Origin of the sequence: Xanthomonas sp. WHRI 6106 (genome assembly GCF_040202405.1) — a bacterium.
Classification (GTDB): domain Bacteria; phylum Pseudomonadota; class Gammaproteobacteria; order Xanthomonadales; family Xanthomonadaceae; genus Xanthomonas; species Xanthomonas cannabis.
Genome location: NZ_JBEGFC010000014.1, coordinates 99194 through 112970, shown reverse-complemented (window position 1 = coordinate 112970; position 13777 = coordinate 99194). Strand labels below are relative to the sequence as shown.

Here is a 13777-nt window from a genome sequence, read left to right as displayed (position 1 = left end):
AAGGGCTGCAAGAACGACAAAGGTCTGCGGTGACGGGCGGCTGCTCCTTCAGGCACGGGTCGAGACGGGTAAACACTGGCGGCGCGTGGCCGATGCAGCGCATCGGCGTTCAACGGGCAATGCGCACGCTGGCGATGCGCTGGCGTGCGTCCATGCGGGGTTGCCAGCACGGGCGCTCGCCGGTTGCTGGCGTCGCAGGCCGAGCTGGCGTTTATCGAATTACCAGATGATGCGCGCGCTCAGGAACAGCGTGCGCGGCGGCGTGGACAGCGCGCCGTACTGGTTGATGCTGGCGCGCGGATTGAACACTCCGCCGTTGCCCCAGTCGATGGCGTACTGATCATAGTTGCGGAAGTTCAGCGCATTGATCAGATCCCCGCGCACCTGCACGGTGAGCGCATCGGTGACATGCATGTCCTTGGACAGCGACAGATCCAGCTGGCGCGTGCCGAAGATGTCGCCACCGGCCAGGAACTTGCCCCCGGGTGCGTCCACCGAGACGATGCGGATATTGTCCGACGGCGGGCCACCGTATTGATCGAAGGAGACCGCTTCGTTACGCGGCGGCACCGTGGCCAGGGTCAGCTTGGCCGAGGCGCTGATGCCCCAGAACAGGTCGTAGATACCGGTGACCACCAGGCGATGGCGCGGCACCGAGTTCAGATCCAGGAACGGATAGCTGGCGATGGTGGCCGCATCGAATCCGTACTGCTCGTCGTTGCCGCGATTGCCGCGTGCGCGCGAGAACGTGTATGCCGCGCTCAGGCCCCAGCCGCTTTCCTTGGTGTAGGCCTTGTCGGTGGACAGCAACAGCTGTGCGGTCTTGGTCTCCACACCGTTGTTGCCGATGATCAGGTTGCCGAACCCCGCCGGTGACTGGGTCCACGGCTGTCCGCCATTCTGGAAGAAATCGCCATTGGGATAGCGGTTGCCCAGGGTCAGGATCAAACCGTCCTTGCTGTGGATATACGACACCGTGCCCGAGTTGCTCCACTCGCCCACGCGCGTGCGCAAGCCGATGGAATACTGGTCCGAATACGGCGTCTTCAAATCGTTGTTGAGCAGGTCGATCTCGCCATTGCGCACGCGCGCATTGACCAGGCCGCCCAGGCTGTCCGGGTTGCTGACAAAGGCCGGATTGAAGTTGGTGCAGGTACCCGGCGCCGGCGTGCAGCCGGAGGATTCGACAAAGCGGATGGTGTACTGCGACAGCGCCGACTTGACCTGTTCCAGGCCCATGATGTCGAACAGGTTGCGGTCGTAGCTGCGCCCGGCACCGCCGAACAGCACCAGCGATTCGTCGCCGCGGAAGTCATAGGAGAACCCCAGCCGCGGTGCGAAGTTGTTGTTGTCCTGTTTGCGATTGCGGCCGTTGCTGATGTAGTCGTTGATGTTGACGCCGCCCTTGGCCAGCTGCTCGGCATAGGTGGCGCTGACCGCCGGGTCGGTGCCGGGGCCGTTCAAGGCGGCGATCACTTCCGGCGGGGTCACGTTGTCCAGGTAAGACGGAATCTTTTCGCCATCCCAGCGCACGCCCAGATTCAACTGCAGCTTGTCGTTGACGTCCCAATCGTCCTGGATGTACAGGCCCAGCTGCTTGCTGGTAGTGGTCACCGACGGCGTGGCGCCGGCAAACGGCAGATTGAAGCGGACCTGGTACGGAATGGGCGCGGTCCCCACGCCATCGTTCACCGCGTAGTAGAACGACGGATTGGCCGCAGAGTTCTCGCTCTGGGTCAGCTCCACTTCCTTGTACTTCACGCCCATCTTGATGACGTGGTTGCCATGCCACTCGATGTTGTTGAAGGTCAGGTCGTTCTGGAAGCTGGGGCCCTTCTGCCCCTTGCGCTGGATCGCCAGGCCACTGGTGGCGTCGTCGTTGAGCAGCACGTCGTCTTCGGCGATGCCGCGCGTATACACGGTCTGGCTGCCGATGGTGTAGGCGGTGGGGTTGAACAGCACGTCTTCGTACGACAGCCGTGCCTCGTTGATGTAGCGCTCGCCGAAGTGCTGCCAACGCAGGTCGTAGCGCTCTTCGGAATTGAGGTTGATCTTGGCGGCGATGGCGGTGTTCTGGTCGCCCACGCTGTCGCGGCTTTCTTCGTCGCGGACCTTGGCGGTGAGCTCCAGGCGGTCGTTGTCGCCGATGTCCCAATCGATCTTGCCGAAGTACAGGTCTTCCTTGAACGGACGGGTGACCGAGCCCAGGCGGCTCTGCACGCCGGCCGGCAGATCGTCGCTCAGTGCGCTGAAACGGTCCGGCACCGCGACCGGGTTGGCCGACACCTCAAAGCCCTTGCCTTCGTAGCTGACGAAGAAGTGCGCCTTGTCCTTGACGATCGGCCCGCTGAAAGCCGCACCGTATTCGTCCTGGTGCGTCTGGCGCTTGTTGCCATCGGCATTGGGCGCGCCGGCGCGTTCGTCGGCCTGGCGCGCGCGAAAATCGGTATTGGTGGTGCGCCCGAAGATCTCGCCATGGAATTCGTTGCCACCGGACTTGGTGGACGCCACGATCGCCGCCGACCCCACCTGGTCGAACTCGGCCTTGTAGTTGGAGGTGATGACCTTGTACTCGCCGATCGCCAGCTGCGGGAACGGGTTGCCCGCGCTCTGCTGCTGGCCGGAGACGCCACCGAACAGATAGCTCTTCTGGCCCACGCCGTCGATGTACACATTGACCGCCGAACTGGCCTGCGCGCCGCCGCGCACCCGGCTGTTGCCGTTGGAGTCGGTCTCGAACTGCATGCCCGGGACGGTGTCGGCAAACTCCAGGAAGTTGCGCGTCAGCTGCGGCACCGTGTTGATCTGCTTGAGCGAGATAGTGGTGCCGACTTCGGAGGTCTTGACCTCCTGCAGCGTGGTGGCGGTGACCTTGACCGTGTCCAGGGTGGTGGCCGTGCCATCGGCGGCCGGTGCAGCCGCTTCACCGCCGCTGCCCAGGTTCAGGCTGACCGATGAGGCCACCGACAGGGTCACCGTCTGCTCGGTGCCGGGACCGGCATCGACCTTGTAGGTGCCCGGCGGCAGGCCGACCAACGCATAGCTACCGTCCGCGCCGGTGGTCACCCGTCGCACCGCGCCGCTGGCGACGTTGGTGGCGGTCACGGTGGTGCCGGCCTGCGACGCGGCAACCTGCCCGCGCAACGTGGCATTGCTGGACTGGGCCATGGCCGGAGCGGCGGCCAGCAACGAAGCGGCCAGGGCGCAGCACAGCAGGCTGCGCGCCGGCAGGGTGGAAACGGTACGGTAGGTCTTCATGACGTCCCCCTCCCAGGGGTCAGGCGCGTACCGGCGGAGATGGTCGGCGTGGCGCGGATGGTGCGTTGTTTCAACGACGGCAGAACAGCGGCAGGCAACGTGCAGGTGTTATAAAAAGCATAAGAAAGCGCAAAGATTTCGTGAAGATGCGATGGAGTACCGAATCAGCCGCCGGGCGAGCCGGGCGCGGCGCTGGACGCGCGCACGATCAGCTCCGGCACCATTTCCGAAAACGCCGGCGGTGCGGCGTCGGCAGGCGGCGCGGGCGCATCCACCAACTGCTGGCCCAGCAGCAGGCGCAAGGCACGTGCACCCAGGCCGGCGATGTCCACCCGCATGGTGGTCAACGCCGGCAACACGTAGCGCGCCATCGGCACATCGTCGAACCCGGCCAGCGCGATGTCCTGCGGCACCTTCAGCCCGGCATGGCCCAGCGCGAACAGGCAGCCCAGCGCCATCATGTCGTTGGCGGCAAACACCGCATCCGGGCGCGCGTCCTGCGCCAGCGCCTGGCCGGCGCGGTAGCCGGACTCCTCATCGAAGTTGCCTGGCAACACCCACGGCTGCGCGTCCGCCTCCAGCGCCAGCTCGTCGCGGTAGCCGCGCAGGCGCTCGTGCGCATCGAAGTTGTCGGCCGGCCCGGCGATGAAGGCGATGCGGCGGTGGCCGCTGTCGCGCAGATGCCGCGTCATCACCCGCGCGCCGCCGTAGTTGTCCACATTGAGCACCGGCCGCTGGCTGGCGCTGCCGGCGCAGTTGAGCAGCACCGCCGGCAGCCCGCCGGGCAGCGCGTCCTCGTGCACGCCGGTGTCGCCCAGCGAGGGCGACATCACCACCACCCCGTCCACGCGCCCGGGCAGGCGCTCCAGCGCCCGCCGCTGCGCCTGCGGGTCGCCGTGCGAGCTGGACACCAGCAGGTGATACCCCTGGTCGCGCGCCACCTGATCGATGCCGCGGATCAATTCGGAAAAGAATTCGCCATGCAGGTCCGGCAGCACCACCCCGATGGTGTGGGTGCGCCGGCTGCTGAGGCTGCGCGCAGCGTGGTGCGGGATGTAATTGAGCGCACGCGCCACCTGCAGCACGCGCTCGCGCACCGACTCGGCCACGTGCTGATGGCCGTTCATGGTGCGCGACACCGTGGCCACCGACACCTGCGCCTGGCGCGCGACATCCTTGATGGTGACGCTGCCGCCTTCCGAACGTGGCCGACTCATGGCGCTTTCTCCAAAACAAGGCAGTGGCGACCACGCGCCCGGGCAGGGCGCACGGCCTGCGGGCGCAGAACGTTCGTGTCGCACAGGCACATGAAGGTCATCGGCCCCATCCGATGGCGACCTCGAAGCGAGATGGCGCGCACGCTAGCAGGATCTGCAAGCGCTTACATGATGCGATGCAGCATCGGGCCAAACATCGCTGGGACAAGGGCTGCGACCTGGTGAGTGGACAAATTTGTCCGGCGAGACAACGCGCGTCAACGGCAGACACCGACTGACAATGCCTGGGTAGCGACGAAAACGTAACATCTTTGGCCCATACCGTGGCGCACGGTGTGAAGCGCGCCTTGCCGCCGGTGCATTCAGACAGCAAGATGCGCCGATCGATCAGGGGAACAGCGTGCGCATGTCGCCATCTACCGTCCGCGCCGGCCGGTTCCAGTTCATCGCGTGGGGGCTGTTGGCGGCGCTGTGCGTGGCCGGCTGCCAGCGCACCGACACCGCCGCGCCGTTGCCCGGCGCCAAGGCCGAGCCGGCCGCCGCGATGCAGTCGATGACCGTGCCGCTGCGGCGTAACGACCTGGTTGCCTATGCGCGCATCCGGGTTACCCCCACGCAGTACACGCAACTGGAAGCGGCCTGGCGCAGCGGTGCCAGCCGGTGGCCGTTGACCGAGCTGCCGCTGCCCAACGAGGTGGGCGCCTTGCTGGGGTCGCTGTCGGCCCCGGATGCCGAGCGCCGCCTGCAGCAAGCCTTCGATGCGCAGCTGGCCGGGCAGTCGCGGGGCATTGCCCAGGCCGCGCAATCGCTGGGCCAGTTCGGGGTGCAGTACCTGCGCAGTCGCAACGACTACCAGCCCGAGCAGCGTGCCCACTATGTGCAGCTGGTCGATGCGCTCAGCGCCTGGGCCGCCACCGCGCCGCTGGCCGACCGCCCGCGTGCCAAGGCCAGCATCGCCGATCTGGTGACCGCCGCGCGTGCCACCGGCATTACCTCCGACGCCGACCTGCAGCAGCTGGGCATGGAGGAAAGCCTGCGCCGGCTCGGGCCGTTTTGGGAAAGCTGCAAGAAGGTGCTGGAGCGTTACGGCCTGTCGATCGACAGCAGCCTGGACGCATTGCGCACCGGCTTGATCAAGCAGGACGCCGACACCGCCCAGGTCCGGCTGCGCTATCCGCTGGCCGCCCACGACATCGATCTGAGCGTTGCGCTGATCAAGCGCGATGGCCATTGGTACCAGCAGCAGACCCAGGACGAGGTGCAGGCCCTACTCAGTGCCGCGCCGGCACCGGCACCGGCCTTGCCGGGCGCCGCGCCGGCGTCCGATACCCCGGCGGTCCCGCCCGCCACGCCCGCCGACACCGGGCAACGCCCGGCTGGGCGATAATGCCCGTGATGCCAGAACAGAATCCCCTGCCGTTTCCTGACGGCCAGCCCGCTCCCTCCAACGCTGCCGCCGACCCCGCTGCCCAGGCGGCGGCGCTGCCGGGTGCCGCGCCGCTGCCTGCGGAGGTCGCGCCGGCGATCGCGCCCGGCGTTGCCGCTGCTGCCCGTAGCGCCAAGCGCCCGTGGTGGGCGCGCCTGCTCGGCCGCCTGGCCGACCCCTGGCTGAGCCTGACCATCGAGCCGGATCAACCCGGCCGCTACGACGATGGCCGCCCGGTGGTGTACGTGCTGGAAGACTACGGCCTGTCCAACGCGCTGATCCTGGACAAGGCCTGCCGCGAAGTCGGCCTGCCGTCGCCACTGGTGCCGCTGCCGGGCGACCCGCTGGAGCGCAAGCGTGCGTATCTGGCCCTGTCGCGCCGGAGCAGCAGCAATTCGCTAATTCCCGAGCAGCGCGGCGGCAAGACCCATTCCGATTCGCTGGCCAAGCTGCTGCAGGCCCATCGCGTGCGCGCCGACTTGGACGTGCACCTGGTGCCGGTGTCGATCTTCGTCGGCCGCGCGCCGGACAAGCAGAGCGGCTGGTTCGCGGTGCTGTTCTCGGAAAACTGGGCGCTGGTCGGCCGCTTCCGCCGCCTGCTGTCGGTGCTGCTCAACGGCCGTACCACCATCGTGCGCTTCGCCCCGCCGATCTCGCTGCGCCAGACCATGGCCGAAGGGCTGCCGCCCGAGCGCACCTTGCGCAAGTTGCAGCGCGTGCTGCGCACGCACTTCCGGCGCATCCGCGAGGCGGTGATCGGGCCGGACCTGTCCACCCGCCGCCTGCTGGTGGACCAGGTGCTGGCGGCCGACTCGGTGCGCGAGGCCATCGCCACCCAGGCCAAGCGCGACAACTCCAAGCCGGTCGATGCTTGGCGCAAGGCGCATGCCTATGCCTGGGAAATCGCCGCCGACTATTCCAGCCCGGTGGTGCGCTCGGCCAGCTTCCTGCTGACCCATGTGTGGAACCGCATCTACGCCGGCGTGCTGGTGCATCACCTGGACAAGCTCAAGCAGGCCGCGCCCGGGCATGAAGTGGTCTACGTGCCCAGCCACCGCAGCCACATGGATTACCTGCTGCTGAGCTACCTGCTGTACGAACGCGGCATCGTGCCGCCGCACATCGTGGCCGGCATCAACCTCAACCTGCCGGTGGTCGGCACGCTGCTGCGCAAGGGCGGCGCGTTCTTCATCCGGCGCTCGATCAAGGGCAACGCGCTGTATTCGGCGGTGCTGAGCGAATACGTCGCGCAGCTGGTGGCCGGCGGCTATTCGATCGAATACTTTGTCGAAGGCGGGCGCTCGCGCACCGGGCGGTTGCTGCAGCCCAAGGGCGGCATGATCGCCATGACCCTGCGCGCCTATCTGCGCCAGCCGCGCAAGCCGGTGCTGTTCCAGCCGGTGTATATCGGCTACGAGAAGCTGATGGAAGGCAACAGCTACCTGGACGAGCTCACCGGCCGGCCCAAGGAAAAGGAATCCATCTGGGGCCTGCTGTGGTCGATTCCCAAAGTGCTCAAGCAGAACTACGGCCAGGTGGTGGTGAACTTCGGCGAGCCGATCGCGCTCAACGACGTGCTGGCCAAGCACGCGCCCGATTGGGACGGCCAGCCGCTGCCGGAAGACGAAAAACCCACCTGGCTGGCACCGGCGGTGGACACGCTGTCCACCCAGATCCAGACCCGCATCAACTGCGCCGCCGACGTCAACCCGATCAACCTGCTGGCGCTGGCGCTGCTGTCCACGCCCAAGCACGCGATGGGCGAGGCCGACCTGATCGCACAGATCGAGTTGTGCAAGAAGCTGCTGGCGGAAATGCCGTACTCGGACCGTGTCACCGTCACCCCGCACACCCCGGCGCGCATCATCACCCACGCCGAAGAGATCAACGTGCTCACGCGCGTGTCGCATCCGCTGGGCGACGTGCTCAGCGTCAGCGGCGACACCGCGGTGTTGCTGAGCTACTTCCGCAACAACGTGTTGCACCTGTTTACCGCCTCCTCGTGGGTGGCATGCTGTTTCCAGAACAACCGCCGCATGAGCCGCGCCGGTCTGTTGCGGTTGGGGCGCACGGTGTATCCGTTCCTGCAGGCGGAGCTGTTCCTGCCGTGGAGCGAAGACCGCTTTGCCGAACGCATCGAACAGACCATCGACATGTTCGTGCGCGAAGGCCTGCTGCTCAATGTCACCGACGACGACGGCGGCATCCTGGCGCGCAACACCGGGCAGACCGATGAAGTATTCCGTCTGCGTGCGATCGGTCATTCGCTGCAACAGGCCTTCGAGCGCTATTACATCGCCATCTCGGTGCTGGTGAAGAACGGCCCCGGCGTGCTCGGTGCCGGTGAACTGGAAAGCCTGTGCCAACAGGCCGCACAGCGTCTGAGCCTGTTGTACGCACCGGCCGCGCCGGAATTCTTCGACAAGACCCTGTTCCGCAGCTTCATCCAGAAACTGCGCGAGCTGCGTCTGGTGTGGCCGGACGAGAACAGCAAGCTGGTGTTCGACGAGCGCCTGGATGCCTGGGCCAAGGACGCCAAGTTCATCCTGGGCCGCGAGCTGCGCCACACCATCGAGCGGGTGAGCCCTGAAGCGGTCAAGCCGGATGTGGTGCTGCCACCGGCTGAGTAACACGGCGTTGCAGCGGTGCGGTAGCAGGGCAGCGGCGGAGCAAAGCGGCGCTGCCCGACGCCGACGACGCTCCCTTCTCCCTCCGGGAGAAGCTGCCCGAAGGGCGGATGAGGGACGGTCAGCAAGCAAATGCCCCAGTTCCGCCCTCAACCAGATCCGCCGCCGGCGCGCTGCACAAGTCTCACCAACTTCACACAACAGTTCTGCCCGCTTCATCCCCCTCTTGCAGCCGTGCCGCTAGCATCGCGCTACCTTTCATAGCGATCGGGCGCGTTGCACTGATGGGCGTGTCCGGCAGGAGACTTTCATGCGCGCAGCCATCCACACCCAGTTCGGCGACCCGGCCAAGGTGCTTGAACTCGCAGAACGCCCCACACCGCAGCCTGGCAAGGGCCAGGTCCGCATCGCCATGCGGCGTTCGCCGATCCACAATCACGACCTGTGGACGGTGCGCGGCAACTACGGCTACAAGCCCGAACTCCCGGCGATCGGCGGCAGCGAAGCGGCCGGCGTGGTCGACGCACTCGGCGAAGGCGTTGAAGGCCTGCAGGTTGGCCAGCGCGTGGTCGCGGCCGGCGTGCACGAAAGCTGGGCGGAGTTCTTTCTGGCCGATGCACGCGGCGTTGTTCCGTTGCCCGACGCACTCGACGACGATCGCGGCTGCCAGCTGATCGCCATGCCGCTGAGCGCGTTGATGTTGATCGAGTTTTTGCAGGTCGAAAAAGGCGACTGGATCGTGCAGAACACCGCCAACGGCGCGGTCGGCAAGACGGTCGCCATGCTTGCTGCGGCGCGCGGCATCAACGTGATCAATCTGGTGCGTCGCGACGCCGGCGTGAACGAGCTGAAGGCGCTGGGCATCGGGAACGCGGTATCGACTGCGCAGGACGGTTGGCAAGACACCGTTCGCGCGCTGGCCGGCGACGCGCCCATCGTGCGCGCCATCGACTCGGTCGCCGGCAAGGCGGCAGGCGAGCTGATGGGCCTGCTGGCCGAAGGCGGCGAGCTGATTTCCTTCGGCTCGATGACCGGCGAACCGCTGCAGATTTCCAGCGGCGATGTCATCTTCAAGCAGGCCACGGTCCGCGGCTTCTGGGGCAGCAAGGTCATGCAGGCCACCAAACCCGAAGACAAGCGCCGCATGATCGGCGAACTGCTCAAGGCCGCTGTCGACGGTACGCTGGCACTGCCGGTGGAGGCCGTGTTCGACCTGGCCGATGCGGCCAAGGCGGCGGCCGCCAGCGCCGAGCCGGGGCGCGGCGGCAAGATCCTGTTGCGCGCCGGCTGAGCAGCCGCACACGGTAGCCCACTGGTTCTCCCTTCTCCCGCTTGCGGCGGAAGGTGCCCGAAGGGCGAATGGGGGAAAGCGGCGTCGCCCAAACAGACGCACGTCGTGTATCGCCAGGCGCCAACCAAGGCGGCGGCGGCAAGATCCTGATGCGCGCCGGCTGCGCACCCGCACACGCTAGTCCAATAGTCCTCCCTTCTCCCGCCTGCGGGGGAAGGTGCCCGAAGGGCGGATGGGGGAACGCGGCGTCGCCCAAACAGATGCACGTCGCGCATTGCCAGGCGCCAACCAAGGCGCGGCGGCAAGATCCTGTTGCGCGCCGGCTGAGCACCCGCACACGGTAGTCCAATGGTCCTCCCTTCTCCCGCTTGCGGGGGAAGGTGCCCGAAGGGCGGATGGGGGAACGCGGCGTCGCCCAAACAGATGCACGTCGCGCATCGCCAGGCGCAAACCAAGGCGCGGCGGCAAGATTCTGTTGCGCGCCGGCTGCGCACCCGCAGACGGTAGTCCAATGGTCCTCCCTTCTCCCGCTTGCGGGGGAAGGTGCCCGAAGGGCGGATGGGGGAGCGCGGCGTCGCCCAAACAAACGCACGTCGTGCATCGCCAACCAACCTGCCAGGCGCCAATCAGCCCGCCACAGCCGCCATGCAGCACCCGCCTCGGGTCCATGCCGTTACGCTGCCAACGGCGCTCGCCTGCATGCCGCAGCCCAGTCGGGCATCCCCATACGGGGTCAGACGGTCACCCCGCCAAGCGCACGCATGCAAGCAACCAGACCCAAGCGCAAGGCGGCCTTATGCCGGCTCGTCGGGCACCAGCTCCATTTCCAGCCGGATGATGCAGTCCTTGATCTGCAGCTTGCGCTTCTTCAACCGCTTCATCTGCAGCTCGTCTTCCAGATTTGCAGGCATGCGCTGGATCTCCTCGTCCAACGCGCGGTGGGCGCGTCGCAACTCGGCGATCTGCTCGACGATCTCGGCGGGTAAGAGGGTGTCCACGCCCCGAGCATACACAACCTGCGGCGACGCGCGTCACCCGTGCTTGCCAAGCGGCCGCAGGCTGCGACAATGCCCGCGCGCCCTCGGGGAAACGGCGGCGCACCTCATTCCATCATTGCCGCGCGGCTACGGCCGTCGAGAAAGGAGTCTTACGATGCGTTTGCAGTCTTCCCTGCTGGCCCTGGGCCTGCTCACCGCCGCCAACCTGGCCAGCGCCGCCGACGTCGCCAAGTACGACGGCTTTTTGTGCTGCAACCTGCGCGCCGACGGCAGCTGGATCAGCGACAGCAACTACGCCGAAGACGGCAAGCGCGTGCTCCCGGTAGGCACCCCGGTCAGCGTCACCGGCTTTGGCCGCAACCGCGTCAACCTCAAGATCGCCGGCGAAAAGCAGTCCATCGGCAACGATTACAGCCGCGACCTGGACAACACCGCCTTCGCCGCCCGCTACGTCGTCACCGCCGACCCCAAGCTCAAGCTCGCCACCTTCCCGCCCAAGATCCGCCAGGCCATCGTTGATGGCAAGCTCACCGGCGGCATGACCCGCGAGCAGGTGCTGATGGCGGTCGGCTACCCGATCAGCAGCGAAAACCCCAACCTGGAAGCCTCGCTGTGGCGCTACTGGCGCGACAGCTTCTCCGAGTACCAGGTGCAGTTCGGCCCCAGCGGCAAGCTGGTCAAGGTGACCGCAGATCCGCAGTTGATGAACCTGATCTGGGTACAGTGAGGCGCAACGAGCGCAAACGCCGCCCGGCAGCGCCGTTGCTGCCGGCAGCGTCTCGACGCACGGTTCAACGCCTGGGAGAAGGCACGCCATGCACAAAGCAGAGTTGATCATCCCGCCTGATGCACTGGCCGACCCGGATGCGTTCGAGATCGTGCGGCTATGGGCCGCGCACGAGCAACTGCACGTCAGCATCGACAGCGGTCTGGGCGGCGGGGCAGAGGATTTTGGTGAGCTGCTGGCCGACCTGTTTGAGCATGCCTCGCGCATGTTCGCCCAGCGCGACCGTATGCCATTGGCCCAGTGCCGCACATTGATGCTGGACGATTTCCTGCGGCGCGTCGCCGATCCAACCGGTAGCCGGGAGGGAGCCATTCCCCCGGAGCATTAGCAGTGTGTTGACGCCCGCGCGGTGCAGGGTGGGCGCCAGCCTCGCCACCGTCGGCCCTGCCCCAGCGTGTCGAGCTGCAAAGCGCATGCTGGCGTCTCATCATGGGGCCTGCTGGTACGTCTCGTACCCCGTTTGCCGATACGCGGCGCAGATGCCGACGTCATGGGTTGCCCTAGCCACCACCTTCAAGAGAGCGCCATGCAGAGAGATCCTGTTCTATATCCCAAAGACGACAACGGCGACACCCTGTGGCACATCGCCCAGCAGGGAGTGGACCTGACAAAACCCAGGGAGATCGATTTTTCGGTGGTCTTCCCCACCAAGGAATCGGCACTGGAGTTCTCGGTAGCCATGCTCCGCTGTGAGCAAAAGGTGTGCTGTCGCCATTACCCGGAAAACACCGCCTTCCCCATGGACGTCACCGTGTACCCGACCATGGTGCCGACGTACAAGGCCATCGTTGCATTCGAAGAGGAGCTGGCGTCACAGGCCACGCCGTTGGGCGGCTATAACGATGGCTGGGGATTTTCGGAGCAGTAGACCGCAGCGGTTGCAGCTTCCCCACGCCTGCATGCCTCCGGCATAGACGGCAAGCGCGTTTTCATCCTGTCGAGAGAGGCGTTCGTGACAGATCCATACGATTCTTCGCCGGTCCATACATAGATCTCGTCGCTCAACGACACCATGGTGACCACCGCGTTGGAACTGCCGGGTTACCGGATCGTGCGCAACCTGGGCTTGGTGCGCGGCATCTGCTTCGGCATGGCGCTTTACTTATGGGGCGGCGGCATCTTGATCTATCGAATTGTCGTCGAGGCAGCTCCGCTTTCGTCGGTCTTGTGGTTGGGAGCTCTGGTGCCCATCGGCTATCTCTTCGTCCACTGGGGGATTTACGGACGAGGCTACCGAAAGTACGACGTCCTTGACGATAAGCCAGTCCATGAAGAACGAAAGAAGAGATACGGATGGCGTTGGTAACGCCGGTGCGATGGAGAACGCTTCCGCATCAGCGTGCTGACTGCGGCACACGTCGCAGCTGTGACACGTCATAGCCCATCGCGGCGATTCGTTGAACCGCCTGTTGATAGTCGGCATCGGAGACCTGCGGCGTACGCGCCATGTACCAGACGTAGTCGCGCTTGCTGCGCGCCACGATGGTCTGCGTGTACTCGGCATCGCGCCAAGCGATCACGTACTCGGCCTTGAACGGCCAGAGGAACTGCATGCTCCACAGCGCGCCATTGCCGTCCTTTGCCACCTGGCCGACCGGATGCATGGACTTGAGCGGCGCCTGGAAGCTGCCCTTGCGGAAGGTGAAGGTGGTCTGGATGCGGCCATCGGGCCGCAGCGCATAGCGCTCCACCGCGTCATAGGCCTTGCGCTCCGGCCGGGTGGGAATGTGTGCGATCACATACCAGTCGCCCATGAAGCGTGGCACGTCGACGCTGTCCGCGCGGGGCAGGGCGGGGCGCGGCTCGCGCCCGCTTGCACTCCCCCAGATCGCGAGCGTCAGCAACAACAGCATCGAACGACGTGGCATGGCAATCTCCAACTCAAGAGGCAGATGCACGCACTTACGTAATTGCGATGCGTCCGGATGCAACCTCATGCGTTGCAGCACCGGCTTTGGCGCACCATGCAGGCGTTGGCAGCGACATGACGGTCGCGTTCGCCACAGCATGGCAGCGTTGAAGCGCCGCAGCCACGCGTTGCGCATGCGGCAAATGCTCGTTTAGCGCGCCGTTAGCGCTAAGTCTGATGAGTCGCAGTGAGAATCACGATGTGCCTTGAAATCACAGGGGTGACAAGACGCGTCGTTCAGTGCCCGCGCTCGAGCGGTGAGGG

Annotated in this window: 11 protein-coding genes; 7 read left to right on the top strand and 4 right to left on the bottom strand. The window is 66.1% G+C overall.

Going from position 1 to position 13777, the window contains the following annotated elements; genetic code table 11:
• Positions 1–219: 219 nt before the first annotated feature.
• Positions 220–3258: a TonB-dependent receptor gene (locus ABQZ09_RS18195; protein WP_349777567.1), complete on the bottom strand. Its 3039-nt coding sequence runs from the start codon at positions 3256–3258 to the stop codon at positions 220–222.
• A 164-nt stretch (positions 3259–3422) separates the two neighbouring features.
• Positions 3423–4475, bottom strand: a complete 1053-nt coding sequence (locus ABQZ09_RS18190) for a LacI family DNA-binding transcriptional regulator (RefSeq protein ID WP_349777566.1) — start codon at positions 4473–4475, stop codon at positions 3423–3425.
• A gap of 406 nt (positions 4476–4881) precedes the next feature.
• Here ABQZ09_RS18190 and ABQZ09_RS18185 point away from each other — a divergent pair, with 406 nt between their 5' ends.
• From ABQZ09_RS18185 to ABQZ09_RS18175, 3 genes are all read left to right on the top strand, one after another.
• Positions 4882–5862: a hypothetical protein gene (locus ABQZ09_RS18185; protein WP_349777565.1), complete on the top strand. Its 981-nt coding sequence runs from the start codon at positions 4882–4884 to the stop codon at positions 5860–5862.
• The gene (gene plsB / locus ABQZ09_RS18180; protein WP_349777564.1) at positions 5862–8531 is read left to right on the top strand and encodes a glycerol-3-phosphate 1-O-acyltransferase PlsB; all 2670 of its coding nucleotides are present in this window, start codon (positions 5862–5864) and stop codon (positions 8529–8531) included. Before ABQZ09_RS18185 ends, plsB begins: the two co-directional genes overlap by 1 nt.
• A gap of 307 nt (positions 8532–8838) precedes the next feature.
• A complete protein-coding gene (locus ABQZ09_RS18175) occupies positions 8839–9819 on the top strand; it encodes a zinc-binding dehydrogenase (protein ID WP_349777563.1) in 981 nt (326 codons plus the stop codon).
• Between the two features lie 794 nt (positions 9820–10613).
• On the opposite strand, the gene ABQZ09_RS18170 is transcribed toward ABQZ09_RS18175, so the two are convergent.
• The gene (locus tag ABQZ09_RS18170; RefSeq protein WP_039408929.1) at positions 10614–10817 is read right to left on the bottom strand and encodes a YdcH family protein; all 204 of its coding nucleotides are present in this window, start codon (positions 10815–10817) and stop codon (positions 10614–10616) included.
• Positions 10818–10971: 154 nt separating this feature from the next.
• Between ABQZ09_RS18170 and ABQZ09_RS18165 the strand changes: the two genes are divergently transcribed.
• The 4 genes from ABQZ09_RS18165 to ABQZ09_RS19935 all read left to right on the top strand — a co-directional run bounded on the left by ABQZ09_RS18165 (position 10972) and on the right by ABQZ09_RS19935 (position 12910).
• On the top strand, positions 10972–11544 hold the full coding sequence (locus ABQZ09_RS18165; protein WP_349777562.1) for a hypothetical protein: 573 nt from the start codon (positions 10972–10974) through the stop codon (positions 11542–11544).
• An 88-nt stretch (positions 11545–11632) separates the two neighbouring features.
• On the top strand, positions 11633–11932 hold the full coding sequence (locus tag ABQZ09_RS18160; RefSeq protein WP_228315012.1) for a DUF5076 domain-containing protein: 300 nt from the start codon (positions 11633–11635) through the stop codon (positions 11930–11932).
• Positions 11933–12130: 198 nt separating this feature from the next.
• Positions 12131–12472, top strand: coding sequence for a ribonuclease E inhibitor RraB (locus ABQZ09_RS18155; RefSeq protein ID WP_047694057.1), 342 nt, complete (start codon positions 12131–12133; stop codon positions 12470–12472).
• Between the two features lie 147 nt (positions 12473–12619).
• Positions 12620–12910 carry a YbjQ family protein gene (locus ABQZ09_RS19935; protein ID WP_228315013.1) on the top strand — a complete coding sequence of 97 codons (291 nt, stop codon included), beginning with the start codon at positions 12620–12622 and terminating at the stop codon, positions 12908–12910.
• 28 nt (positions 12911–12938) lie between these two features.
• On the opposite strand, the gene ABQZ09_RS18145 is transcribed toward ABQZ09_RS19935, so the two are convergent.
• Entirely contained in the window at positions 12939–13472 is a 534-nt protein-coding gene (locus ABQZ09_RS18145; RefSeq protein ID WP_228315014.1) for a lipocalin family protein, read from the bottom strand.
• Positions 13473–13777: the final 305 nt, after the last annotated feature.

Excerpts from the sequence above, each read along its gene's own strand:
- ABQZ09_RS18195 (WP_349777567.1), bottom strand. The coding sequence starts at position 3,258 with ATGAAGACCTACCGTACCGTTTCCACCCTGCCGGCGCGCAGCCTGCTG.
- ABQZ09_RS18190 (WP_349777566.1), bottom strand. The coding sequence starts at position 4,475 with ATGAGTCGGCCACGTTCGGAAGGCGGCAGCGTCACCATCAAGGATGTC.
- ABQZ09_RS18185 (WP_349777565.1), top strand. The coding sequence starts at position 4,882 with ATGTCGCCATCTACCGTCCGCGCCGGCCGGTTCCAGTTCATCGCGTGG.
- plsB (WP_349777564.1), top strand. The coding sequence starts at position 5,862 with ATGCCCGTGATGCCAGAACAGAATCCCCTGCCGTTTCCTGACGGCCAG.
- ABQZ09_RS18175 (WP_349777563.1), top strand. The coding sequence starts at position 8,839 with ATGCGCGCAGCCATCCACACCCAGTTCGGCGACCCGGCCAAGGTGCTT.
- ABQZ09_RS18165 (WP_349777562.1), top strand. The coding sequence starts at position 10,972 with ATGCGTTTGCAGTCTTCCCTGCTGGCCCTGGGCCTGCTCACCGCCGCC.
- ABQZ09_RS18160 (WP_228315012.1), top strand. The coding sequence starts at position 11,633 with ATGCACAAAGCAGAGTTGATCATCCCGCCTGATGCACTGGCCGACCCG.
- ABQZ09_RS18155 (WP_047694057.1), top strand. The coding sequence starts at position 12,131 with ATGCAGAGAGATCCTGTTCTATATCCCAAAGACGACAACGGCGACACC.
- ABQZ09_RS18145 (WP_228315014.1), bottom strand. The coding sequence starts at position 13,472 with ATGCCACGTCGTTCGATGCTGTTGTTGCTGACGCTCGCGATCTGGGGG.